Here is a 23,407-nt window from a genome sequence, read left to right as displayed (position 1 = left end):
CCCCCCCTGCCGATCGTCTTCATCGGCGGCGGCGCCGGCATGGCCCCGATCCTCTCGCTCCTGCGGCACCTGAGCGAGACCGGCAGCACGCGGCCCGTCCGGTTCTACTACGGTGCCCGCACGCCGGCCGATCTGTTCTACGTCGACGAGATCCTCGAACTGGGAAAGACGTTGACGGACTTCGTGTTCACGCCCTGCCTCTCGGAGTCGTCGGAGCCGGCACCGTCCGGCCTGCCGGACGTCGAGGAGGGCAACGTCACCGACGTCGTGGGCCGCCGCGAACCGGAGATCCACCGGTGCGAGGTCTACCTGTGCGGGCCACCGCCCATGGTCGACGCGGCTCTGGAACTGCTCGAGGTGCACAACACTCCGAAGGACCAGATCTTCTACGACAAGTTCACCAGCCCGGCCTTCGAGTAGGCGCCGTAGGAAACCACACCGCTCCTTCACCGACAGAAGTGAGATACGAGATGACCGCAACCACCGAGTCCAAGCAACGCAGTTTCCCGAAGATCGAGTTCACCGACTCCGAGGCCGGCGCGCTGGAGTTCCCCAGCTCCCGCAGCCGCACCTTCACCTACTACACGCCCGCCAAGAAGCGCTCGACGATGTACGAGGACGTCACCGTCGACGTGCAGCCCGATCCCGATCGGCACCTGTCGCAGGGCTGGATCTACGGCTTCGGCGACGGGCCGGGCGGATACCCCAAGGAATGGACGACCGCGAAGTCGTCGAACTGGCACGCCTTCCTCGACCCCAACGAGGAATGGGACCAGACGATCTACCGCAACAACGCGGCGGTCGTGCGCCAGGTGGATCTGTGCCTGCAGAACGCCAAGCGTGCCCGCGCCTACGACGGCTGGAACACGCCGTGGCTGAAGTTCATCGAGCGCAATCTCGGCGCCTGGATGCACGCGGAGAACGGTCTGGCGCTGCACGTGTTCACCTCCATCCAGCGCTCCGGCCCCACGAACATGATCAACACCGCGGTGGCGGTCAACGCGGCGCACAAGATGCGGTTCGCGCAGGACCTGGCGCTGTTCAACCTCGACCTGTCCGAGGCCGGGATCCCGTTCGAGGGGGCCGCCCACCGGGAGGTCTGGCAGTCCGCACCGGAATGGCAGCCCACCCGCGAGGTCGTCGAGCGGCTGACCGCGGTGCCGGACTGGTGCGAGCTGCTCTTCGCCACCAACATCGTCTTCGAGCAGCTCGTCGGCTCGCTGTTCCGCACCGAACTGATCATGCAGATCGCCGCCCGCAACGGCGACTACATCACGCCGACGATCGTCGGCACCGGAGAGCACGACTACGACCGGGATCTCGCCTACACGCGCAACCTCTTCCGGATGCTCGTCCGCGACGAGCAGGACGGGGAGTCGAACAAGGAGTTGTTCGGGACATGGCTGGCGACGTGGGTGCCGCGCTGCCTCGACGCGGCCCGCGCCCTGCAGCCGATCTGGTCCCAGCCGGCGGACAAGGCGGTCACGTTCGCCTCCAGCCTCGACGCCGCCGAGGCGAAGTTCCGTTCCCTGCTCGAGGATCTCGGGCTCGACATCCCGAAGGAGTTGGACCAGTGAGCATGCAATTCGGATCGGCCACCGAGTTCTCCAACATGTGTGGCGTCACCCTGATGAACACCCCGATCGGACGTGTCGTCGCCGACGTCATGGGCGCCAAGGAGGGAGTGGAGCTGACGGAGTACCCGTCGATGATCCGCGTCGACGGCGTGAACCGCCTCGAATTCGACTACGCCGAGCTCACCGACGCCCTCGGTGAGGACTTCGACGGATCGATCTTCGAGGAGATCAGCTCCACCCACTACGGGCGCATGGTGCATCTCGACGACAAGACCATGCTCTTCGCCAGTCCCGAGGACGCCGCCGAGTACATCGGATTCGATCTCACGGCGCACTGACCGCAGCCGTCCGGGCCCGCCCGCCGGGCCCGGACGGCTCCCGATCCACCACCGGCACACGACAGAACGAGGGAAGCGATGTACGAGAAGGACGGCCAGCAGTACTTCATCGTGGACGGCCACGTGCACATCTGGGACGGCCGCGAGTCGAACCAGAAGAACGTGCACGGACGGCAGTTCATCGACTGCTTCTACGACTACCACAAGAACCTCAGCCCCGAGGAGGAGGTGTGGGACTACGACACCTACACCTACTACGGTGGCGAACGCCTCATGAAGGACCTCTTCGTGGACGGGCACGTGGATCATGCGATCTTCCAGGCCACCCTGCTGAGCGAGTTCTACCACAACGGGTTCGGGCAGACCGAGGAGGCGTTCGAGCTCACCCGCAAGCACCCGGACAAGCTCACCTACAACCATGCCTACGACCCCCGCCACGGCGAGGCCGGACTCGAGCAGCTGCGCCGGGACGCCGAGCGGATGAACCTTCAGGGCGTCAAGCTGTACACCGCCGAATGGCACGGTGACTCCCGCGGATACAAGCTCGACGACCCGTGGTCGAGGCGTTACCTCGAGGAGTGCATCGAGCTGGGCATCAAGAACATCCACGTGCACAAGGGCCCGACCATCCGCCCGCTCGACCGGGACGCCTTCGACGTCGCCGACGTGGACAAGGTCGCCACCGACTACCTCGAGCTGCGGTTCGTCGTCGAGCACGTGGGCCTGCCCCGGCTCGAGGACTTCTGCTGGATCGCGACCCAGGAATCGAACGTGTACGGCGGTCTGGCCGTGGCGATTCCGTTCATCCACACCCGTCCCCGGTACTTCGCCCAGATCATCGGCGAACTGCTCTACTGGCTCGGCGAGGACAAGATCCTGTTCTCCAGCGACTACGCGCTGTGGACACCGAAGTGGCTGATCGAGAAGTTCGTGGACTTCCAGATCCCCGAGGACATGACCGAATACGCGCCGATCACGATCGAGCAGAAGAAGAAGATCCTCGGTCTCAACGCCGCGGCGCTCTACGACATCGACGTTCCGGAACACCTGCGGCTGCCCGAGCCGGCCGGACAGGAGGGCGTGGAGGTGGCGGCGGGAGCTCGAGAGGCGGTGTCGTCGTGACCGCCGCACCGGTGTCGGGCAGCGACGTGCTCGCCGCGCTCGGCACCGTGGTCGACCCCGAACTGGACGAACCGATCACCGATCTCGGTTTCGTGCGGTCGGTGGTGCTCGACGACGACGGGGTCACCGTGCACCTGCGGCTGCCCACCGCGTTCTGTTCACCGAACTTCGCGTACCTCATGGCCTCCGACGCTCAGGACGCGCTGCGCGCGATCGAGGGCATCGGCGAGGTGCGGATCCTGCTGGACGACCACCACGACAGCGCCAAGATCAACGCGGGGCTCGCCGCCGACGCCGGCTACCGGGGCACCTTCGGGTCCGAGGCGGAGGAGAACCTCGACGAGCTGCGCCGCACGTTCCGGCGCAAGGCGCACCTCGCCGCGCTGGAGCGCTGCCTCGAATCCCTGTTGCAGCACTCGTCCCTCACCGTCGACGACATCCCGTCGCTCACCCTGAGCGACCTGCCGCCGGGCCGGCACAAGTCGGCGCTGATGCGGCGACGGTTCGACATCGGCCTGAGCCTGTGCCCGGCCGGCCGGGTGTTCGTCGACGACGACGGGCGGCCGATCCCCCACGAGGCGGTGCCGATGCGGCTGCGTTTCGCGAAGTCCGTGCGGATCTCCATGGAGGGGAACGCGCATTTCTGCCGGGGCCTGCTGGCCACCCGGTACGCCGACGACGGCGAATCGGCAGCGCCCCGGGTCGCCGACGTCCGTTGTTCCGAAATCGTCAGGAGAGTGTCATGAAGGCCGTGCAGGTCGTGGGTTACCACACCAAGCTTCAACTCGACGACATCCCCGAGCCGAAGGTCGAAGGCCCGCTCGACGTCATCGTCCGCATCGGCGGGGCGGGGGTGTGCCGCACCGACATCCACATCCTCGAGGGACAGTGGGCCGAGAAGAGCGGCGTCGTCCTGCCGTACACCATCGGCCACGAGAACGCCGGCTGGGTGCATGCCGTCGGCGACGCCGTCACCAACGTCGCCGTCGGTGACAAGGTCATCCTCCACCCCCTCATCACGTGCGGGCTCTGCCGCGCGTGCCGGTTCGGCGACGACGTGCACTGCGAGAACAGCCAGTTCCCCGGCATCGACACCCACGGCGGCTACGCCGAGTACCTGCGCACCACCGCGCGCAGCGTGGTCCGGATCGACGACTCGCTCGAGCCGTCCGACGTCGCGGCGCTCGCCGACGCCGGGCTCACGGCCTACCACGCCGTCGCGAAGGCGGCGCGTGCGACGCGGCCCGGCGACGTGTGCGTCATGATCGGCGCCGGCGGTCTCGGCCACATCGGCATCCAGGTGCTCAAGGCGATCTCCGCGGCCACCCTGATCGTGGTGGACCGCAATCCGGCCGCGGTCGCTCTGGCCGTCGAGATCGGCGCCGACCACGGCATCGTCGCCGACGGCACCCACGTGCAGCAGATCCTGGAACTGACCGGCGGGCGCGGCGCCGAAGCCGTCGTGGACTTCGTCGGTGAGGGCGGCGCCACGAAGGACGGTGTCGCGATGCTGCGCCGCGCCGGCAACTACTACGTCGTCGGCTACGGCGAGAACATCGACGTGCCCACGATCGACGTGATCTCCACCGAGATCAACTTCGTCGGCAACCTCGTCGGCTCCTACAACGACCTGCAGGAGCTCATGGTCCTCGCCGCGCAGGGCAAGGTCGCGCTGCACACGACCAAGTACCCGCTCGAGCAGTTCCAGCAGGCGATCGAAGACCTCGACGCGGGACGGGTCCGCGGCCGCGCGATCCTGGTCCCCTGAACCGCATCCACCGGTCGGCACGAAAGGAAACCCAGTCATGGCAAAGGATCTGCGGTTCGCTCAGGAAGCCCGCACCCTGCTCGAGTACGGCGTCAACGCCCTCGCCGACGCGGTCAAGGTGACGCTCGGTCCGAAGGGCCGCAACGCGGTGCTCGAAAAGCTCACCGGCCCACCCACCATCACCAACGACGGCGTCACGATCGCCCGGGAGATCCAGCTGCGGGACCCGTTCGCCAACATGGGTGCGCAGCTGGTCAAGGAAGTGGCGATGAAGACCAACGGCGTGGTCGGTGACGGCACCACCACCGCGACGGTGCTCGCGCAGGCCATGGTCCGCGAGGGCCTGCGCGCCGTCGATGCCGGCGCGAACCCGATGCGGGTGCGCCGCGGCATCGAACGCACCGTTCCCGTCGTCGTCGAGGCGCTGCGCGACCGGTCCGTGCCGGTGGAGGACCGCGCGGACCTGCGGCGCGTCGCGACGCTCGCCGCCAGCGACGACGAGTCCATCGGCGAGGCCATCGCCGAGGCCGTCTCGTACGTCGGCAGGTCCGGCATCGTCACCACCGAGGAGAGCGACACCCTCGGGATGTCGGTGAGCGTCGTCGACGGCATCGAATTCGACCACGGCTACATCTCCGGCTACATGGTCACCGACCCGGAACGCATGGAAGCGGTCCACGACAATCCGCTGATCCTGCTCACCAACAAGAAGATCAGCCAGGTGCAGGACATCATGCCGAGCATCGAGGCCGCCAAACGCGCCGACCGGCCCCTCGTCGTGCTCGCCGAGGACGTCGACGGCCCCGCCCTGCAGCTCCTCGTCGGCGGCAACATGCACAAGACGATGCAGTCCGTCGTCGTACGCGCGCCCGGATTCGGTCACCGGCGGGTCGCCGAGTTGCAGGACCTCGCGGTGGCGCTGGGCGGGCACGTGATCGCCAAGGACACCGGCGTCGAGCTGTCCGAGGTGACACGCGAGCATCTCGGGTCCTGCGACCGCATCACCGTCACCGAGAACGAGACCACCATCGTCGGCGGCCACGGCGACGCGAAGCTGCTCGAGGCCCGGATCGCGCAGCTCGAGACGCAGCTGGACCGCGCCCGGATCGACGCCGACCAGGACAGCCTCCAGCTGCGCATCGCCCGGCTCACCGGGCGGGTCGCGGTCATCCGGGTGGGCGGCGCCACGAGCGTCGAACTCAAGGAGCGCATGCTGCGCGTCGAGGACGCCCTCGCCGCCACCCGGGCCGCCCTCGAGGACGGCATCGTCGCCGGCGGCGGCACCGCGCTCGGTCAGGCGCACCGCGCGCTGGCCGATCTCGAGTTGCCCGGCGACGAGGCCATCGGCCGGGACGTCGTGCGGCGGGCCCTGCCCGAGCCGCTGCGGTGGATCGCGGTCAATGCCGGCTTCGACGGTGACGAGGTCGTCGAGGTCGTCGCGGGCCTGCCGTCGGGGCACGGCTTCGACGCCCTGACCGGTGAGTACGGCGACATGTTCGACGAGGGCATCGTCGACCCCCTCAAGGTCACGCGCGCCGCGCTCGAGAGCGCCGCGTCCATCGCGGCGCTGCTCATCACCACCGAGACCGCGATCGTGGAGGAGGTCGTCGGCAATCCCGGCGCTATCCACGCGCCCGGCTTCGGGGACCTGGCCGAGGGCATGGTCCGCCCGTCCAACATCTACTGAGCGCGGGGGGACGGTCTCGGCGGCGGCCGGGCCCCGTCGGTCGCTTCCCTCCGGGGCGACCGGCCGCCGCCGTGTCCACCCGGCAGAATCGGAGTACGCAATGATCTTCATCGTGGTCAAGTTCCGGGTCCGTCCCGAGTACCGGGACGACTGGCTTTCGCTCACAAGGGAATTCACCGAGGCGACCCGGGCCGAACCCGGAAACCTGTGGTTCGAGTGGTCCCGCAGCGTGGACGATCCGTCCGAGTACGTGCTCGTCGAGGCGTTCCGCGACGGCGAGGCCGGCGCCGCGCACGTCGGTGCCGACCACTTCCGCAAGGGACTCGACGCCATGCGCCCCGCGCTGAGCGAGACGCCGAGGATCCTCAACACCGAGCTCCCCGGCGTCGAGTGGGCCCGCATGGGTGAACTCGAGATGGCCGGCTGAGGCGGTCACCGCTCCGTCGCGCGCACGAGCAGGCGCAGTTCCGCGCCGAGGGTGCACGCCCGCGGCAGATCGACGGGCCCGTTCTCACGCAGCTCGGTGGTCAGGCGCGTGACCCGGGCGATCGCGTCCGGGACTCGCGCCTGCCACCGCGCCAGGACCTCGTCGACGTCCGCCGGGCCGGTCGGCGCGCCGTCCCGGCGCAGGATCGCGGCGACGAGACCGTGGTGGCGATCGGCGAGTTCGTCCCGCGCGGTGGCGATCGCCGTGCTGTCCCACCAGGTGTGGGATCCGGTGGACAGGTCCGGTGACATCCCCTCGATCCCGAGCAGCGATCCCGTGGCGGCGTGCACCCGGGCGACGAGGCGGGCCGGGCAGTCCAGCGTGTGCGCGGTGTCGACCAGGGCCGGGCACTCGGCGAGAAACCGGAAGTCGGGGCCGTCGCCCGGCGCGTCGTCTGCGAGCAGATCCTCGACCCCGGCACGCAGCCGCGCGATCTCGGCGGTCACGTCGAGCGGCGACGGCCGCAGCCGCAGAATCCACGAGGCCGCATGCTCGACGAATCCCTGCACGGCGCCGAGCCGTTCCCAGCGGTCGGCGCCGTCGCGTGCCTCGGCCCACCACCGGTCGGTGTCGAACACCGCCCGGATCACCGCGTACGCCCGGGCGACCGCCGGGGTGCGCACCCCGAGCCGTTCCTCGAGCTGATAGATCATCCCCGGACCGACGTGGTCGACGAGATCGGAGGCGATCCGGGTCGCGACGATCTCGCGGCGCAGGGGATGGTCCCGGATCTCGTCCCGCAGCACGGCGCGCATGCCGGCGGGGAAGTACTCGAGGGCGACGGCGGCGAAGACGGGGTCGTCGGGCACGTCCGACTCGAGCAGATCCCGGCACACGACGTTCTTCGACCGGGCGAGCAGCACCGCGATCTCCGGCCTGGTCAACCCGCGGCCGGCGCCGGCGCGGGCGGCCAGTTCCTGCACGGTGGGCAGCACCTCGGTGCTGCGCCGGAGTCCGCCGCCGGTCTCGAGGTGGATGATGAGCCGCTCGTGCCTGCCGAGCAGCCGGGCCGCGCGCGAGACGGCGAGTCCGAGCGCCACCGCCTGGTCCCGGTTCGTGCGCAGCACCGTCCGGGCCACCTCGTCGCGGGCGTCGTCGAGCAGCCGGTTGCGTTCCTCGAGGGTCAGACCTCCCCTGCGCCGGGCGGATTCGAGGGCGATCTTCAGGTTCACCTCGGCGTCGGAGGTGGCCACGCCGGCCGCGTTGTCGATGAAGTCCGCATTGACGCGCCCGCCCGCGGCCGCGAACTCGATGCGGGCCCGCTGCGTGAAACCGAGGTTCCCGCCCTCGCCGACGACGCGGCACCGCAGCTGCGAGGCGTCGACACGGACGGGGTCGTTTGCCGGATCCGCTGCTTCGGTGTGGCTTTCGGAGGATGCCTTGACGTAGGTGCCGACGCCGCCGTTCCAGAGCAGATCCACCGGGGCCGTCAGCAGCGCCTTGATCAACTCGTCCGGGGTGGTGGTCGGGTGGGACAGTCCGAGCAGGCGCCGTGCCGGTTCCGGGACGGTGACGGACTTCGCGGAGCGCGGCCACACGCCGCCCCCGGCGGAGAGGACGTCGCGGTCGAAGTCGTCCCAGCTCGATCCGGGAAGCTCGAACAGCCGCCGGCGCTCCGCGTAGGCACGGGCGGTGTCCGGGTCGGGGTCGAGGAAGATGTGCCGGTGGTCGAAGGCGCCGACGAGGCGCAGGTGCGGCGAGAGCAGCATCCCGTTGCCGAACACGTCGCCGGACATGTCCCCGATCCCCACCGCCGTCACCTCGGTGGTCTCGACGTCGATGCCGAGGTCGGTGAAGTGCTCGCGGACCGCGACCCACGCGCCGCGCGCGGTGATGCCCATCGCCTTGTGGTCGTATCCGCTCGATCCGCCCGAGGCGAAGGCGTCGCCGAGCCAGTAGTCGTACTCCGCGGCGATGGAGTTCGCCAGGTCGGAGAACCGGGCCGTGCCCTTGTCCGCGGCCACCACCAGATAGGCGTCGTCCCCGCCGTGGACGACGGTGCGGTCCGGATGCACGATCCGACCGTCGACGATGTTGTCGGCGAGGTCGAGCATTCCCCGGACGAACGTCGAATATGCCTGGGCGGGAGAAATATCCGGATTTCTGCGGACGAACGCGCCCTTGGCGCCGACGGGGACGATGGGGGCGTTCTTCACGACCTGGGTCTTCATCAGGCCGAGGACCTCGGTGCGGTAGTCCTCCGGACGGTCCGAGAACCGCAGCCCCCCGCGGGCGACGGTGCCGCTCCGCACGTGGATGCCCTCCACGTCGTCCGAGTGGACGAAGATCTCGCGGTGCGGAACGACCGGTCCGGGGTCGGCCAGACGGGCGGAATCGAGCATGAATGCCCCGTACGGTTTCGCCGCACCGCGATCGTCGCGCTGGTACCAGTTGGTGCGCACGGTGGCGGTGACGAACGACTCGAGGCTGCGCAGGATGCGGTCCTCGTCGAGGCTTTCCGCCGCGCCGCGCCGTTCGGCGAGCGCCTGTCCGGCGGCGACGTCCCGATCGTGCCGGTCCGGGTCGAAGCGCGCGGCGAAGCAGGCGACGAGTGCCTCGACGAATCCGGCATGCCGGCAGAGCGTGTCGACGACGTACCGTTCCGACATGATCAGTCCCGCCTGGCGGGCGAAGCGGGCGGCGGCGCGGACCAGGGCGATGTCCCGCACGCCCACCTCGGCGACGACGGCGAGGCGGGAGTACCCGTCGACGACGGTGCGGCCCTGTGCGTGGGCGTCGAAGACCGCCGCCACCCGGCGCGGCGAACCCGGTTCCCACTCCGGGGGCGTGACGAACGCGAATCGATGCACCCGGCGGTCCGCGTCGCCGGTGGTCAGGAGTTCGTGATCGTCGATCCGCAGGCCGAAGTGCTCGAACGTGTGGACGGAGTCGGCGAGCAGCGGGTCCCGGCCCGGCCATCGCATGACGGCACAGGCGGTGCCGTCGGAGGACGAGTCCTCCACGAACAGCAGTGCCGGTCCGGCATCCTGTGCGCGCGCGAGGCGCCGCGCGGCCCCGGCGACGTCGGTGGGCGCCGGTTCGTACGGGTGCGTGGGGGCGGTGGTCATCGGTATGTCCTTTCGGTCACCCGGTGTGGGCCGTGGTGTGCCGCCAGTCTGCGGCGGACCGCCGAGAACGGACATGTACTCGATGTCCATGCAGACGGCTGAACTTGTACTCGAGGTCCATCAGAAACCCGGGTCTGCGCTCCTACAGTTCGAGGAAACCGACGGAGGGAGAAGGACATGACCGCAGTCGAACTCGTACGGGGTGGCCCCGGGCTCGAGCAGGCACGTCGCATCGTGACGGAGATCCCGGGACCCCGGTCCCGCGAGCTGGCGCAGCGCCGCGCCGCCGCGCTGCCGGCGGGCCTGGCCAGCGGCGCCGAGATCTACGCGGCCGCCGGGGGCGGGGGTGTGCTCGTCGACGTGGACGGGAACTCCTTCATCGACCTCGGCTCCGGCATCGCCGTCACCACCGTCGGCAACTCCGCGCCGCGGGTCGTCGAACGCGCCACCGCACAACTGCAGCAGTTCACCCACACCTGCTTCCTCGCCACCCCCTACGAGCCGTACATCGAGGTCGCCGAGGCCCTCAACCGGCTGACCCCGGGCACGCACGCCAAGCGCACGGCCCTGTTCAACACCGGCAGCGAGGCCGTCGAGAACGCCGTGAAGTACGCCCGCGCGGCGACCGGCCGGTCCGCCGTGGTCACGTTCGACCACGCCTTCCACGGCCGCACGCTGATGACGATGACCATGACGGCGAAGAACCAGCCCTACAAGCACTCCTTCGGCCCGTTCGCCCCGGAGGTCTACCGCGCGCCGATGGCCTACCCCTACCGGTGGCCGAGCGGGCCCGACCGCGCCGCGGACGAGGCGTTCGAGCAGTTCCGGCTGCTCGTCGACGCCCAGATCGGCGCGGACCAGGTGGCGTGCGTCGTCGTCGAACCCATCCAGGGCGAGGGTGGGTTCATCGTCCCCGCCGACGGCTTCCTGCGGCGCGTCGCCGACTTCTGCCGGGACCGCGGCATCCTCGTCGTCGCCGACGAGGTCCAGACCGGAATCGCCCGCACCGGAGCGTGGTTCGCGTGCGAGCACGAGGGCCTCGTGCCGGACCTGATCGTCACGGCGAAGGGACTCGCCGGCGGGCTCCCGCTCGCGGCCGTCACCGGCCGGGCCGAGATCATGGACCGCGCCCACCCGGGCGGCATCGGCGGCACCTACAGCGGCAACCCCGCCGCGTGTGCCGCGGCGCTCGGCGTCTTCGAGACGATCGAGACCGAGCATCTGCTCGACCGCGCCCAGGAGATCGGCGCGCTGATGCTGCGGGAACTGCGCGAGATCGGCACCCGTCACCCCGTCGTCGGCGACGTCCGTGGCCGCGGCGCCATGGTCGCCGTCGAACTCGTCGAGCCCGGCACGACCACCCCCAACCGCGAAGCCGTCGCGGAGATCGCCCGGTACTGCCAGGCCCACGGAGTCCTCACCCTGACGGCCGGCACCTTCGGGAACGTGCTCCGGTTCCTGCCGCCGCTGTCGATCTCCGACGCGCTGCTCACCGAGGCGTTCTCGGTGCTGCGCGACGCGTTCGCCGCCCTCTGACCACCCCTACTTCCCCGAGGACCAGCACATGACCACCACCGCACCCGCACGCACGACCGGCCCCCTGCGGCCGCTCGAACTCCTCGGCGCCGACACCCTGCTCGACGCCGACGAACGCGACATCGCCGCCACCGTCCGGCGCTTCGTCGAGACCCGGCTCGCCCCCGAGGTCGGCAACTGGTTCGAATCCGCCACGCTGCCCAAGGAACTGGCGAAGGAGTTCGGCGCCCTCGGCGTCCTCGGCATGCACCTGGACGGATACGGGTGCGCCGGCACCAACGCCGTCAGCTACGGCCTGGCCTGCCTGGAACTCGAGGCCGGCGACAGCGGATTCCGCAGCTTCGTCTCGGTGCAGGGCTCGCTGTCGATGTTCTCGATCCACCGCTACGGCTCCGACGAACAGAAGGAGCACTGGCTGCCCCGGCTCGCCTCCGGCGACGCCATCGGATGCTTCGGCCTGACGGAACCCGACTTCGGTTCCAACCCCGCGGGAATGCGCACCCGCGCCCGCCGGGACGGGTCGGACTGGATCCTCACCGGCACCAAGATGTGGATCACCAACGGCAATCTCGCGGACGTCGCCACCGTATGGGCGCAGACCGACGAGGGCGTGCGCGGGTTCGTCGTGCCCACCGACACCCCCGGCTTCACCGCCAACCCGATCCACCGGAAGCTGTCGCTGCGGGCCTCGGTGACCTCCGAACTGGTGCTCGACAACGTGCGTCTGCCGGCATCGGCCGAGCTGCCGCTCGCCCGCGGACTCGGCGCTCCCCTGTCCTGCCTCAACGAGGCCCGGTTCGGCATCGTGTTCGGCGCGCTCGGCGCCGCCCGCAACAGCCTCGAGACCGCGTTGGACTACGCCGCCTCCCGGGAGGTCTTCGATCGGCCGCTCGCCGCCTACCAGCTCACCCAGGAGAAGCTGGCCGACATGACACTCGAGCTCGGCAAGGGCTTCCTGCTCGCGCTGCACCTCGGCCGCCTCAAGGACGAGTCCGGGGTCACTCCCGAGCAGATCAGCCTCGGCAAGCTCAACAACGTGCGCGAGGCCCTGGCCATCGCCCGCGAATGCCGGACCATTCTCGGCGCCAGCGGAATCACGCTCGAGTACTCGCCGCTGCGGCATGCCAACAACCTCGAGTCGGTGCTGACCTACGAGGGCACCAGCGAGATGCACCTGCTCTCGATCGGCCGCGCCCTGACCGGTCACGCCGCATTCCGCTGACCCGCACCGTCGACGCGTCGAAGGGACACACGATGACGACACCCGTTCTGCTGCAGCACTACATCGACGGCGAGTGGTTCGACGGCGAGGCCGATGCCCTGGTGAGCATCAGCCCCGCCGAGCCGGACGTCACCGTCGCGCACGGCCGCGCGGCCACCGGCGACGACGTCGACCGGGCCGTCGCCGCCGCGCGGGCCGCGGCCCGGCACTGGGCGCGGACCCCGGCGCACGAGCGCGGTGCCGTCCTGGCCCGGGCGGCCGCCGTCGTCGAATCGTCCGCGTCACGGTGGGGTGCGGAGCTCGCCCGGGAGGAGGGCAAGACGCGGGGCGAGGGCGTCGCCGAGGTGCTCCGCGCGGCCCAGATCCTGCGCTTCTACGGCGGCGAGGGCGACCGGGAGGCCGGCGAGGTGTTCGCCTCCCCGCGCCGGGGGGAGCAGATCCTGGTCGCGCGCAAGCCCGTCGGCGTGGTGGGGGTCGTCACCCCCTTCAACTTCCCCATCGCCATCCCCGCCTGGAAGATCGCCCCGGCACTGACCTACGGCAACACCGTGGTGTGGAAGCCGGCAGGCACCGTGCCGCTGCTGGCGATGCGGCTCGTGCAGGCCCTCGCCGATGCGGGCCTGCCGCCGGGGGTGCTCAACCTCGTCATCGGCGGCCGGGAGGTCGGCGCCGGCATCGCCGACCATCCGGGGATCGACGCGCTGACCTTCACCGGTTCGACCGCGGTCGGCCGGAGCCTCGCGGCGGCCGGGGCCGCGCGGGGCGTGCCCGTGCAGGCGGAGATGGGCGGCAAGAACGCGGCCGTCGTGCTCGGCGACGCGGACCTCGATCTCGCCGCCGAACAGGTGCTCCTCGGCGCGTTCCGGTCGTCGGGGCAGAAGTGCACGGCGACCTCCCGGCTGATCGTCACCGACGACGTCGCCGACGAGTTCGTCGGTGAACTCGTCGCCCGGATCGGCAAGTGGACCGTCGGCAATCCCCTCGACGAGCACGTCCACATGGGTCCGGTGGTCGATGCCGCGGCGCGGACCTCGATCCAGGCAGGTGTCGACGAGGCGGTCCGGCAGGGTGCCCGCGTGCTGTGCGGCGGCCGGCCGTACGAGGACGGTGCACTCGCGGCCGGGTTCTACGTGCCGCCCACCGTGCTCGAACTGCCCGGCACCGGGCTCGACGTGTGGCGGGAGGAGTTGTTCGGACCCGTCCTGGCCGTGTGCCGCGCGGCGGACGCCGAGGCGGCGTTCGCGCTCGCCGACGACAGCGACTACGGCTTGTCGGCGGCCGTGTTCACCCAGGACCTCACCCGCGCACTCGGGGCGCTCGAGGACCTGGACGTGGGCATCCTGCACATCAACTCCGAATCCGCCGGCGCCGATCCGCACGTCCCGTTCGGCGGCGCGAAGAAGAGCGGCTACGGACCGAAGGAACAGGGCCGCGCCGCGCGGGAGTTCTTCACCCACACCACGACCGTCTACCTTCGCGGCGGGAGGCCGATCGCATGAGCCAGGGCGCACTCGACGGCATCGTCGTCGCCGATTTCACCCGGGTCCTCGCCGGCCCCTACGCCACGATGATGCTCGCGGACATGGGCGCCGAGGTCGTCAAGATCGAACGTCCCGGCACCGGCGACGACACCCGCGCGTGGGGACCGCCCTACGACGACGCCGGCACGGCCACGTACTTCAACTCGGTGAACCGCAACAAGACCTCCGTGGTCCTCGACCTCGCGTCGGAGCAGGGCCGGGCCGAGGCCCGCCGGCTCGTCGCGCGCGCGGACATCGTGGTCGAGAACTTCCGCGCGGGCACCATGGAGCGGCTCGGCCTGGGCTACGACGACCTGCTCGACGTCAACCCGGGGCTGATCTACTGCTCCGTCACCGGGTTCGGGAGCGGCGACGGAGCGGCCCTGCCGGGTTACGACCTGCTCGTGCAGGCCGTCGGCGGGCTCATGAGCATCACCGGACCCGAGGCCGGCACGCCGACGAAGGTGGGCGTCGCGGTCGTCGACGTGCTCACGGGCCTGCACGCCCTCGCCGGGATCCTCGCTGCGCTGCACCACCGGCAGCGCACCGGCGAGGGGCAGCGCGTCGAGACCAATCTCCTTGCCGCGCTGCTGTCGTCGCTCGTCAACCAGGGCTCGGCGTACCTCGGTGCCGGGGTGGTGCCGGGGATTCTCGGCAACCGGCACCCCAGCATCGCGCCGTACGAGGTGTTCCCGACCAAGGACCGGCCGCTGGCGCTGGCGGTGGGCAACGACAAGCAGTTCACCCGGCTCGCCGAGACGATCGGCGCACCGGAACTGGCCACCGACCCGCGGTTCTGCAGCAACCCGCTGCGCGTCGCGCACCGCGAGGAACTGTGCGAGGAGATCACCTCGATCCTCGCGACGGCCGGGGCCGACCACTGGTACGACGAACTCGCCCGCGTGGGTGTTCCGGCCGGACCCATCAACGACGTCGCCGAGGCCTTCGAGTTCGCGCGGCGACTCGGTCTCGACGCCGTCGTGTCGGTGCCCGGAAGTGCCACACCGCAGGTCGGAAACCCGTTGACCTTCTCCAGGACTCCGGTTCGGTACCGGTCGGCTCCGCCACCCCTGGGTGGAGCCGCGGACTGACCGGAGCGGCCCGGAGGAGTGCCCGTCCCGTCGCGTCCGGACGCGGCGGGACGGGCGTCGCGCGCCGACGGGAGCGCCGCCGGATCAGGGATGCGCGACGGCGCGATCCTCGGGCGCGGGAACGGCGGGCCGGCGGATCCCGAAGGACTCGAAACCGACGACGTACAGAAGGGTCACCAACGCGAACAGGTCCATGAACCCGAGGGCATTGCCGTGCAGGCCGTCGGCGACAGCCGGTTCGTGCAGCACGATCTCGGCGACCACGTAGTAGTACAGGACGAACGTGGTCACGGCGAGGGCGAACGTGATCGCCGCGCGGGACACCAGATTCGCTACGGCCCCGGCTGCCGTCGGCTTGTTACCGAAGGCGTTGGCCCACAGAATCATCCAGGCGACCCAGCACACGCCCAGCTGGGCCGGGAACTGATCGAGCGGGAAGCCCGGGTCGGCGGCTGTGCCGGAGCCGACGAGCACCGCACACACGGCGCGCAGTGCCACGAACAACACGGTGCCGAGCGCGATGTTGCCGATCGTCGAGACCAGCGCGACCCGCAGGCGGCTCCCGGCCAGTCGCCACGGCCAGTTCTCCAGGGTCTGCCCGGTGAGCACGATCGCGACGATGATCGAGTAGTACCAGCCGAGCAGTGTGTCGATGCCGAACAGAGCTGCGCCCTCTCGGACGGTGTCCGAGACCGCGGGTACTCCCAGGACGACGTAGAGCAGTGCGGTGGGGACGAGGAGGGTGACGATCTCGCAAGCACCGACCCACGGCTGTTTCAGGCCCAGATCGGTCCACGGCCAGTGCCCCCAGTTGAGCACCACCAGAACCCACGTGGAGAAGCCGAACAGGACGAACAGCGCGCCCGTGAAGTAGCCCAGGCCGTCGGGACGGTCGGCCGCGTAGGCGGGATACAGGTGACCGATCCCGCTCGCCAGGACGTAGGTGACGACGACGGCGAAAACCGAGGTGGCGCCGAGGAACACCAGTCCGCGCCACGGCTGCCGTAGCCGGTCGAATCCCCAGAACTCGAGGGTGAATCCGGCCCACACGACGAACAGGAGCGCCCAGAACAGGAGGGCATTGAACGGTAGCGGATACAGGTCGAACGGACTGAACTGCGGGTCGGCGAGCAGATACCACGCCGAGACGGAGACGGTGAGGACCACGGCGGTGTTGACGACACCGAATCCGAGCCACCCCGGGGACGTGTCGGCGTGCGAGCGTTCGGGCATGGGATACCGGAACCTTCTGTGATGCCCTCGAATCGAGGGGTGAGGGGAACGTCGGCCGAGGAGATCGGTGAGTGGCGTGGTGGCCGGAGCCGGCTGCCGGATCGCGGACCGTGTCCTCGACGGTTCTTCGTCAGCTCCGGCGGCGCAGTTCGGGACCGGCCGTGGGAGCGTGGAGCATCGGAGTGTCCTTCCCGTGAGGATGCGACTCGTGAGAATGTGACTCGGAGCACACTCGAAACGATCACGCGTCACAACCGTTGCGCCGCGTTGCATTCCCCGCCCGGGTCCGGATCGTCCGCCACCGCCGGCATCTGCCGGACCTCGACGGCCGCTCACCACTCCGTCGGGGTGTGGATCGCGTCGAGTTCCCGGCCACATCGTTCGCGGTGTGCGCGCTGTCGGTCACCCCGGACAACTCCCACTCTCACCTCACTAACAGCGCGATACACTGTTAGTGACTGTTAGGAGGTGGTGGGGATGGCCGACACGGAAGACCGCTACCTGGCCGGTGACGTCGACTTCGAAAGCGCCGCCGCCGACGCGCTCGGCACCCCGAGCATCGATCGCCGCGATCTGTTGCCCCTGTTGCGTGCGCTGCGGGCCGCGAAGCGTCCCGCAGCGTCCCTGCCCGCCCATGAAGCCGACCTCCTCGACGCCGGCGACGCACCCGAATCGCTCCTCGCCCTCGCCACCGCCGTCGCCGACCGGACCGCACGGATGCGCCGTCTGCTCGAGAACACCCTGACCGTCGAGCAGGCCGCCGAACGACTCGGCGGTGTCGGCCCCTCGCGCGTCCGACAGCGCGTCGGCGACCGCAGCCTGTGGGCGCTCAAGCGAGCGAACCGACTGCTGCTCCCCGCCGTGCAGTTCACCGACGACGGCCAGGTGCCCGGCCTCGACGCCGTCCTGCAGGCCCTGCCTGAGAACATGCAGCCCCTGTCGATCCACGGTCTGCTGACGACGCCGCAACCGTCCCTTGTCGTCGACGGTGCACCGACCTCGGTCGTCGACTGGCTGCTCACCGGCGGCGCCGTCGAGGACGCCCTGTCGGTCGTCGACCAGTACCTGACAGCCTGAGCCGCCGATGCCCCCAGCTCTGCCCCATCCGCCGGGCGTGGAGGCGCTCCGCGCGGCCGAAATCACCCCTGACGAATACCTGATCCTCGACACCGACACGATCGTCTGGCGGGTGCACTCCACGAGCGGCGACCACGTCCTGCCGTGGAACACCCCGCGCACCTTCGGGCCGGTCCTGCGGTTCGACCCGCACCCGATGCCGCGCCGGGACCACGCCCGCCACGGGGTCTGGTACGGCGCCGCCGATGTGCCCGGTGCGTTGGCCGAGGCGTTCCAGACCACTCGAGTGATCGATACCCGCACCCGCGTCCCCTACCTGACCGCGGTGCGGTTCACCCGTCCCCTGCACCTGCTCGACGTCGCCGCCCACGGTCCCGGCCGACGGCCGACTCGCGTCGGAGCGAATTTCGCGCTCTCGACCGCAGCACACGGCATCGCCCAGCACTGGGCGCGCACCATTCGCGCCGCCCACCCGGATCTCGACGGGCTCGCCTACCGCGGCCGGTTCGCCGGTGGACTGTGCGTTGCGCTCTTCACGCCCGCCGCCCGGGCGTTCCCGGATCAGCCTGAGATGACCATCCCCCTCGACCACCCGGGATTCGCATCCCGGTTGGCCGGAGCTGCCGACCGAATCGGCTACGCGATCGAATAACCGGCCGGTCCACTCCAGTGCCTCGCTCGCCCCGCGCCTGCTCTGTCCCGCCCTGGACGGCTGTATCCCCGGGAGGCGCAGACGAGATGCCTCTGCTCTGGTGCCGGACTCTTCGTGTGGTAACTCGGACGCCGGCGCCTATCCGTCACGGCCGTCCAGCATCTCCCGGGCCTTGACGGCCAGCCACCACTCCACGCGGGTGTGGATCGAGTCGAGGTCGCGGCCGGTGAGTTCGGTGATGCGGGCGAGCCGGTTGCGCAGGGTGTGCCGGTGGATGCCGAGGGCAACGGCGGTGCTCTCGGCCTGACCGTTGTGCTCGAGGTACGCCGCAAGGGTCTCGACCAGTCGTCCACTCGCTCCGTGCTTCTCGTCGTAGTCATCGAGTGCTTCGAGACCCGAGTGGGCGATGGCGTGCAGCGCATCCGGATCCTGCATGCCCAGCAACACGGAGAAGGTGCCCAGCTCGGTGAACACCACCGGTTCCCGGCTGCCGTCCCGCGCCGCGTGGGCCGCCGAGAGCGCCTGATGCACACTGGTGTTCGCGTCTGTCACGGCGCCCGGACTACCCAGCCCGCACCGGACCGGGCGGCCGAGCTGCGCGCGGACGCGGTCCTGGACCCGGGTCGCGATCTCGCGGGCGCGGTCGGCCGGCAGGACCACCGCGACATCCGCGCCGACCGAGGCCGTGAGGTGGGGGATCCCCTCGACGGCGAGGGCGGCGCCGACCTGCCGTTCCGCCGGCAGCAGCGGACCGACGTCGGTCAGCACGGCGACCGCGACGGTGTCGGTCGGTTCGAACCCGAAGTACCGGAGCAGGCCGGCGTCCATGCGTTCGGGTGCGTCGAAGAGGGTCCGGGTGACGACGGCCCGCAACCGCTGCTCCGCGCTCTGCACCTTCGCGGGCTTGCCGAGTTCGATGGAGATCAGCGACACGGCGTGGGCGAGGAGCAGACGGTCGGCCGGCGGGAGCGGTTCCGCGGTGCCGACGGCGAGGTATCCGTAGAGGTCCTGGGCGGCCGCGATGCTCTGCACGGTGTAGTGCCCGCCGTCGTCGGCCAGCACCTTGCTCAGCTGCCGCCGCCGCGGGGATCGGGACGCCGACTCCGACACCGCGCGGGCGTGCCGGATCGCCCGGCTCGTGTCCGATCCGTACTCCGCGAGCACGCGATCGTCGGGGTCGACGACGGCGACGACGCCGGCGAGCGCCTGGCCGAGCGCGGTCACCACCGCGGGCACGCCCCCGCGCAGCGTGGCCCGGGCCAGCCGCTCCTGCTGGTCGACGACCCGCTGCACCGCCCGCACCTGATCGGCGGTCAGTTCGTCGATGACCGCCCGGGTGATGGCGATGAACGGCGTCGAGGCGGGCACGGCGAGCACCGGGAACCCGAGCGCGTCACCCGCGGCGCGCAGACCGTCGGGCACGCGGTCGAACCGGGTGCCGGTGTCGAACGCCAATGCCACGCAGCCGGCTCCGACCAGGCCCTGGAGGTACGCGAACTGCGCGTCCGCGTCGGCGCCGATCTCCAGGCCGGTGGTCATCACGAGCTCTCCGCCCGAGAGCCACGGGGTGGGGTCGGGAAGCTCGATCGGATGCGCCCACTCGATGACACGGTCGGCGCCGTCGCGACCGGCCACGAGAGTGAGCCCGAGATCCGGCAGCGTCGTGAGCCGACGCACGGTGACAGCCATGACGACGATCCTTCCGCACACCGGGCGACTATGAGGTGGGGCGTTCGGCGAGGACTTCGAGGGCCAGGTGGAGGTCGGTGACGTCCCGCGGGGAGCGCAGGGACCGGCCCAGCAGGTCCTCGACGCGTTTCACCCGGTGCCGCACGGTGTTCGGGTGCAGATTCAGCTCCCGTGCCGTGCGTCCCACGTCCAGGTCCCGGGCCAGGTGCAGCACGAGGAAATCGACCAGGTCGTCGTGGCCGTCGAGCAGGGGACCCAGCACCGCGGTGGCGCGCCCGAGGGCCTGCTCCGGGTCGCGGCCCGCCAGCAGCCAGTCGGCGAGGCTCACGTCCTCGAAGCGCTGGGCGGTCCTGCCGAGCCGCTCGGCGGACCGTCGTGCCCAGCGCGCCTCCCGCAGTTTGCCGGGCCCGCGCGCGGGATCGGTGAACGGCTCGCTCGAGCCGCACGTCAATCCCTGCGGGAGGTTGTGGGACCACGACTCGAAGGCCTCGGCCCGGGCCGGGACCACTCCGATCAGGCCGCCGTCGCCGCGGGCGAGCAGCAGGGTCAGCCCGATGTCGCGGGCCAGACCGGACACGTCCGACTCGACGGCGTCGAGCAGGGAGTTCGCCCGGAACACCCATCGGCGGTTGTCGTAGTCGGGGGCGGCGGACAGGACCAGCATCCGCATGTCGGGTTCGGGGCCGAATCGGAGCATCTCGAGCTGATCCAGGACGGTGTCGGTGTCGGATGGATCGCCCGACGCCAGTGCCCGCACCAGTGCGGCGTGCCGCGCACGGTTCTCGACGGTGGCGCGCTGGCGGGTGCGTTCGATCGTGTTGAGCAGCCGCAGCGACACCTCGACCGCGGGTGCGGTGAGCGGGTCGGCGAGTTCGTTGCTCTTGGACGCGAGGGCCAGCCAGTAGTGCTGGTCGCCCGGCGAGATCGAGTGCGCGCTCACCGACCAGCGGCCCACCCGGAACAGCAGCCGCCCGTCCCGGCCGCGCAACTGATTGCGGATCAGGTGCACGGGCGCGCCGCCGGCCGAGGCCACGACGTCGCCGACCTCGTTGTAGAGAACCACGCTGCTGCGGAGCAGTCCGGTGAGACGGGCCACGAGGTCGGCCTCGGGGGACTCGGCGGTCATCGCCTCGAGCAGGTGGTTCTGCATCTGCAGCGTACGTCGCAGCAGCATCGAGTCCTGCGCCTGCACTGCCGCATTGACGCGTCCGACCACCTCCATGAACGGCAGCTCCGGCGGGATCGCCACCACGGCGAACCGGTGGCGTTCGGCCTCGTCGAGCAGGGACCGGGGAATGTCGCCGGTGATCACTCCCACGCCGTACCCGAGTGCGGTGATGCCCGAACCGACGAGTTCGCGGATCAGCTCGCGGCAGGCCTGCTGCGGGTGCTCGAGGCTGGGAAAGCGCGAGCCGGTGGTGAGCATCATCGACCCCGGCCGCAGCCACCGGGTCGGGTTCTCGATCTCGATCGGGTGCGCTCCGGTGATTCCCACGTTCGGGTCGGCGTCGGTCACCAGCCGGAGCCCGAGATCGGGTTCGAGCAGCAGGTCGACGAGCCGGAAACGGTCCGGAAGCATGCCCGACATCTTTCCCCCTCCGATGTGAGAATCTCCAACGATTCGCCGAACTCGATTCACTTTCTCCAATTGATGAGGCGTCGACCAGGCCGAATACTGAGTCCACCCGATTCAGGAGTATGACGATGATCACATCTCGCAACCCCCACCTGCGCGTCGCCGTGGACGTCGGCGGCACTTTCACGGACGTGTGCATCTTCGACGAGAGCGCATCGACCACCCGCATCGCGAAGGTCCCCTCGACCCCCGACGACCCCATGCGCGCCGTGGTCGACGGTGTGCGCACCGCGGGCATCGACCTGACCGAGGTGACCCTGTTCTCCCACGGCACCACCGTCGCGACCAACGCGCTCATCACCCGCAACTTCCCGCCCGCCGCCCTGGTCACCACCCGCGGGTTCCGCGACGTGCTCGAGATCCGCGACGGCACCAAGGACGAGCTGTGGGACACGTACGTCGACGTCGGCACCCCCTACATCCGCCGCCGTGACCGGTACGAGGTCACCGAACGCATCGACTACGCCGGCGAGGTCGTCACCCCGCTCGACGAAACCGAGGTCCGCGAGATCGCCCGGATCCTGCGCCGCAAGGACATCAAGACCGTCGCGGTGTGCCTGATCAACAGCTACGTCAACAGCGCTCACGAGCAGCGTGTACGGGCCCTGCTCGAGGCCGAGCTGCCCGACGTCACCGTCTCGACGTCGAGCGAGATCCTCCCCGAGATCTTCGAGTACGACCGCGCCTCCACCACCGTCGCCAACGCCGTGCTCGCCCCGCTGGTCAGCGGATACGTCAACCGGCTCGAAGCGCAGTTGCGCACCGACGGGTACGACGGCGACCTGCTCCTGCTCCATTCCGGCGGCGGTTCCATGACCCCCGCGATGGTGGAGAAGTACCCCGTCCGGCTGGCCGCCTCGGGCATCGCCGCCGGCGCGATCGCCGTCGCGGACATCGCGACCCGCTGCGGATACCCCAACGCGATCGGCCTGGACATGGGCGGCACCAGCACCGACATCTCGCTCGTCTACGACGGTGAGGTCCGCACCACCAAGCAGTGGCAGGTCGAGTACGGCTTCCCCATCTCCTTCCCCAGCATCGAGGTGCTCACCATCGGGGCGGGCGGCGGCTCCCTGGCCTGGCTCGACGAGGCTGGCTCGCTGCGCAACGGGCCGCAGTCCGCCGGCGCCTCCCCCGGCCCGGCCTGCTACCTGCGCGGCGGCACCGAGCCGACCAACACCGACGCGAACGTGCTGCTCGGCCGCCTGGGCACCGCCCTCATCGGCGGCGGACTCACCCTGGACGTGGCGGCCGCGGAGAACGCGATCAAGCAGAGCGTGGCCGGACCGCTGGGTCTCGACGCCGACACGGCGGCGAGCAACATCATCCAGGTGGCCAACGCGAACATGGCGGATGCGGTGCGGCTGTTGTCGATTCGCCGGGGCTACGATCCACGTGACTTCGTCCTCGTCGTCTGCGGCGGCGCGGGCGCCCTGCACGGCGCGGCCCTCGCGAAGGAACTGTCCATTCCCACCGTCGTGGTGCCGCCCCATCCGGGCATCACCTCGGCGCAGGGCTGCCTGCTCGTCGACATCCGCCACGACCTGTCGGCGATGTTCCAGGGCCGCGTCGACGAGATCGACACGACCGCACTCGAACGCGAGTTCCTGCGCCTCGAGCAGGAGGGCACGCAGCGTCTGCGCCACGAGGGGGTCGCACCCGAACGGATGGTCCTCGACCGTCACATCAGCATGCGCTACGCGG

General features: G+C 70.3%; 18 protein-coding genes and 1 pseudogene. 15 read left to right on the top strand and 4 right to left on the bottom strand.

Going from position 1 to position 23,407, the window contains the following annotated elements; translation table 11 throughout:
- The 8 genes and pseudogenes from OEY_RS0124140 to OEY_RS0124105 form a co-directional block, all read left to right on the top strand.
- Nucleotides 1–420 (top strand): annotated as a pseudogene (locus OEY_RS0124140) (CDP-6-deoxy-delta-3,4-glucoseen reductase); the annotation flags it as partial.
- A 50-nt stretch (nucleotides 421–470) separates the two neighbouring features.
- Entirely contained in the window at nucleotides 471–1,577 is a 1,107-nt protein-coding gene (locus tag OEY_RS0124135; RefSeq protein WP_010596324.1) for an aromatic/alkene monooxygenase hydroxylase subunit beta, read from the top strand.
- Nucleotides 1,578–1,579: 2 nt separating this feature from the next.
- The gene (gene mimD / locus OEY_RS0124130; protein WP_085997962.1) at nucleotides 1,580–1,915 is read left to right on the top strand and encodes a propane 2-monooxygenase effector subunit MimD; all 336 of its coding nucleotides are present in this window, start codon (nucleotides 1,580–1,582) and stop codon (nucleotides 1,913–1,915) included.
- Between the two features lie 78 nt (nucleotides 1,916–1,993).
- Nucleotides 1,994–3,037 carry an amidohydrolase family protein gene (locus OEY_RS0124125; RefSeq protein WP_010596322.1) on the top strand — a complete coding sequence of 348 codons (1,044 nt, stop codon included), beginning with the start codon at nucleotides 1,994–1,996 and terminating at the stop codon, nucleotides 3,035–3,037.
- Nucleotides 3,034–3,783 carry an iron-sulfur cluster assembly protein gene (locus tag OEY_RS0124120; RefSeq protein ID WP_010596321.1) on the top strand — a complete coding sequence of 250 codons (750 nt, stop codon included), beginning with the start codon at nucleotides 3,034–3,036 and terminating at the stop codon, nucleotides 3,781–3,783. The genes OEY_RS0124125 and OEY_RS0124120 overlap by 4 nt, the downstream gene beginning before the upstream one ends.
- Nucleotides 3,780–4,805, top strand: a complete 1,026-nt coding sequence (locus tag OEY_RS0124115; RefSeq protein WP_010596320.1) for an NAD(P)-dependent alcohol dehydrogenase — start codon at nucleotides 3,780–3,782, stop codon at nucleotides 4,803–4,805. Before OEY_RS0124120 ends, OEY_RS0124115 begins: the two co-directional genes overlap by 4 nt.
- 37 nt (nucleotides 4,806–4,842) lie before the next feature.
- Nucleotides 4,843–6,492 carry a chaperonin GroEL gene (gene groL, locus OEY_RS0124110; RefSeq protein ID WP_010596319.1) on the top strand — a complete coding sequence of 550 codons (1,650 nt, stop codon included), beginning with the start codon at nucleotides 4,843–4,845 and terminating at the stop codon, nucleotides 6,490–6,492.
- Nucleotides 6,493–6,592: 100 nt separating this feature from the next.
- Nucleotides 6,593–6,919: a putative quinol monooxygenase gene (locus tag OEY_RS0124105; protein WP_010596318.1), complete on the top strand. Its 327-nt coding sequence runs from the start codon at nucleotides 6,593–6,595 to the stop codon at nucleotides 6,917–6,919.
- 5 nt (nucleotides 6,920–6,924) lie between these two features.
- Here the strand turns inward: OEY_RS0124105 and OEY_RS0124100 are convergent, their stop codons facing one another.
- Nucleotides 6,925–10,047 carry an NAD-glutamate dehydrogenase domain-containing protein gene (locus tag OEY_RS0124100; protein ID WP_010596317.1) on the bottom strand — a complete coding sequence of 1,041 codons (3,123 nt, stop codon included), beginning with the start codon at nucleotides 10,045–10,047 and terminating at the stop codon, nucleotides 6,925–6,927.
- Nucleotides 10,048–10,224: 177 nt separating this feature from the next.
- Here OEY_RS0124100 and gabT point away from each other — a divergent pair, with 177 nt between their 5' ends.
- Genes gabT through OEY_RS0124080 form a run of 4 tightly spaced genes read left to right on the top strand, consistent with a single transcriptional unit; the run spans nucleotide 10,225 to nucleotide 15,416 of the window.
- Complete coding sequence (gene gabT, locus OEY_RS0124095) at nucleotides 10,225–11,583, top strand: 4-aminobutyrate--2-oxoglutarate transaminase (protein ID WP_010596316.1); 1,359 nt, start codon at nucleotides 10,225–10,227, stop codon at nucleotides 11,581–11,583.
- A 28-nt stretch (nucleotides 11,584–11,611) separates the two neighbouring features.
- Entirely contained in the window at nucleotides 11,612–12,805 is a 1,194-nt protein-coding gene (locus OEY_RS0124090) for an acyl-CoA dehydrogenase family protein (RefSeq protein WP_010596315.1), read from the top strand.
- Between the two features lie 32 nt (nucleotides 12,806–12,837).
- Nucleotides 12,838–14,304, top strand: a complete 1,467-nt coding sequence (locus OEY_RS0124085; protein WP_010596314.1) for an aldehyde dehydrogenase family protein — start codon at nucleotides 12,838–12,840, stop codon at nucleotides 14,302–14,304.
- Entirely contained in the window at nucleotides 14,301–15,416 is a 1,116-nt protein-coding gene (locus tag OEY_RS0124080; RefSeq protein WP_010596313.1) for a CaiB/BaiF CoA transferase family protein, read from the top strand. Before OEY_RS0124085 ends, OEY_RS0124080 begins: the two co-directional genes overlap by 4 nt.
- An 84-nt stretch (nucleotides 15,417–15,500) precedes the next feature.
- On the opposite strand, the gene OEY_RS0124075 is transcribed toward OEY_RS0124080, so the two are convergent.
- Nucleotides 15,501–16,649 (bottom strand): hypothetical protein, encoded by a 1,149-nt coding sequence (locus tag OEY_RS0124075; protein WP_010596312.1) that lies wholly within the window; start codon nucleotides 16,647–16,649, stop codon nucleotides 15,501–15,503.
- 477 nt (nucleotides 16,650–17,126) lie between these two features.
- Here OEY_RS0124075 and OEY_RS0124070 point away from each other — a divergent pair, with 477 nt between their 5' ends.
- Entirely contained in the window at nucleotides 17,127–17,726 is a 600-nt protein-coding gene (locus OEY_RS0124070; RefSeq protein ID WP_010596311.1) for a hypothetical protein, read from the top strand.
- Between the two features lie 7 nt (nucleotides 17,727–17,733).
- Nucleotides 17,734–18,378 (top strand): RES family NAD+ phosphorylase, encoded by a 645-nt coding sequence (locus OEY_RS0124065; protein ID WP_029540201.1) that lies wholly within the window; start codon nucleotides 17,734–17,736, stop codon nucleotides 18,376–18,378.
- Between the two features lie 138 nt (nucleotides 18,379–18,516).
- Here OEY_RS0124065 and OEY_RS0124060 read toward each other — a convergent pair whose 3' ends face one another.
- A complete protein-coding gene (locus OEY_RS0124060; RefSeq protein WP_010596309.1) occupies nucleotides 18,517–20,067 on the bottom strand; it encodes a PucR family transcriptional regulator in 1,551 nt (516 codons plus the stop codon).
- Between the two features lie 28 nt (nucleotides 20,068–20,095).
- The gene (locus OEY_RS0124055; RefSeq protein ID WP_010596308.1) at nucleotides 20,096–21,655 is read right to left on the bottom strand and encodes a PucR family transcriptional regulator; all 1,560 of its coding nucleotides are present in this window, start codon (nucleotides 21,653–21,655) and stop codon (nucleotides 20,096–20,098) included.
- Nucleotides 21,656–21,765: 110 nt separating this feature from the next.
- Between OEY_RS0124055 and OEY_RS0124050 the strand changes: the two genes are divergently transcribed.
- The coding region (locus OEY_RS0124050; RefSeq protein WP_029540199.1) for a hydantoinase/oxoprolinase family protein at nucleotides 21,766–23,407 on the top strand (1,642 nt) is incomplete at its 3' end.

It is taken from the genome of Rhodococcus sp. P14 (assembly GCF_000256505.1).
GTDB classification, from domain to species: Bacteria; Actinomycetota; Actinomycetes; order Mycobacteriales; family Mycobacteriaceae; genus Rhodococcus; species Rhodococcus ruber.
The sequence above is the reverse complement of the archived record's forward strand: the minus strand, read 5'-3'. Positions and strand labels throughout refer to the sequence as shown.

Excerpts from the sequence above, each read along its gene's own strand:
- OEY_RS0124135 (WP_010596324.1), top strand. The coding sequence starts at position 471 with ATGACCGCAACCACCGAGTCCAAGCAACGCAGTTTCCCGAAGATCGAG.
- mimD (WP_085997962.1), top strand. The coding sequence starts at position 1,580 with ATGCAATTCGGATCGGCCACCGAGTTCTCCAACATGTGTGGCGTCACC.
- OEY_RS0124125 (WP_010596322.1), top strand. The coding sequence starts at position 1,994 with ATGTACGAGAAGGACGGCCAGCAGTACTTCATCGTGGACGGCCACGTG.
- OEY_RS0124115 (WP_010596320.1), top strand. The coding sequence starts at position 3,780 with ATGAAGGCCGTGCAGGTCGTGGGTTACCACACCAAGCTTCAACTCGAC.
- groL (WP_010596319.1), top strand. The coding sequence starts at position 4,843 with ATGGCAAAGGATCTGCGGTTCGCTCAGGAAGCCCGCACCCTGCTCGAG.
- OEY_RS0124105 (WP_010596318.1), top strand. The coding sequence starts at position 6,593 with ATGATCTTCATCGTGGTCAAGTTCCGGGTCCGTCCCGAGTACCGGGAC.
- OEY_RS0124100 (WP_010596317.1), bottom strand. The coding sequence starts at position 10,047 with ATGACCACCGCCCCCACGCACCCGTACGAACCGGCGCCCACCGACGTC.
- gabT (WP_010596316.1), top strand. The coding sequence starts at position 10,225 with ATGACCGCAGTCGAACTCGTACGGGGTGGCCCCGGGCTCGAGCAGGCA.
- OEY_RS0124090 (WP_010596315.1), top strand. The coding sequence starts at position 11,612 with ATGACCACCACCGCACCCGCACGCACGACCGGCCCCCTGCGGCCGCTC.
- OEY_RS0124085 (WP_010596314.1), top strand. The coding sequence starts at position 12,838 with ATGACGACACCCGTTCTGCTGCAGCACTACATCGACGGCGAGTGGTTC.
- OEY_RS0124080 (WP_010596313.1), top strand. The coding sequence starts at position 14,301 with ATGAGCCAGGGCGCACTCGACGGCATCGTCGTCGCCGATTTCACCCGG.
- OEY_RS0124075 (WP_010596312.1), bottom strand. The coding sequence starts at position 16,649 with ATGCCCGAACGCTCGCACGCCGACACGTCCCCGGGGTGGCTCGGATTC.
- OEY_RS0124070 (WP_010596311.1), top strand. The coding sequence starts at position 17,127 with ATGGCCGACACGGAAGACCGCTACCTGGCCGGTGACGTCGACTTCGAA.
- OEY_RS0124065 (WP_029540201.1), top strand. The coding sequence starts at position 17,734 with ATGCCCCCAGCTCTGCCCCATCCGCCGGGCGTGGAGGCGCTCCGCGCG.
- OEY_RS0124060 (WP_010596309.1), bottom strand. The coding sequence starts at position 20,067 with ATGGCTGTCACCGTGCGTCGGCTCACGACGCTGCCGGATCTCGGGCTC.
- OEY_RS0124055 (WP_010596308.1), bottom strand. The coding sequence starts at position 21,655 with ATGTCGGGCATGCTTCCGGACCGTTTCCGGCTCGTCGACCTGCTGCTC.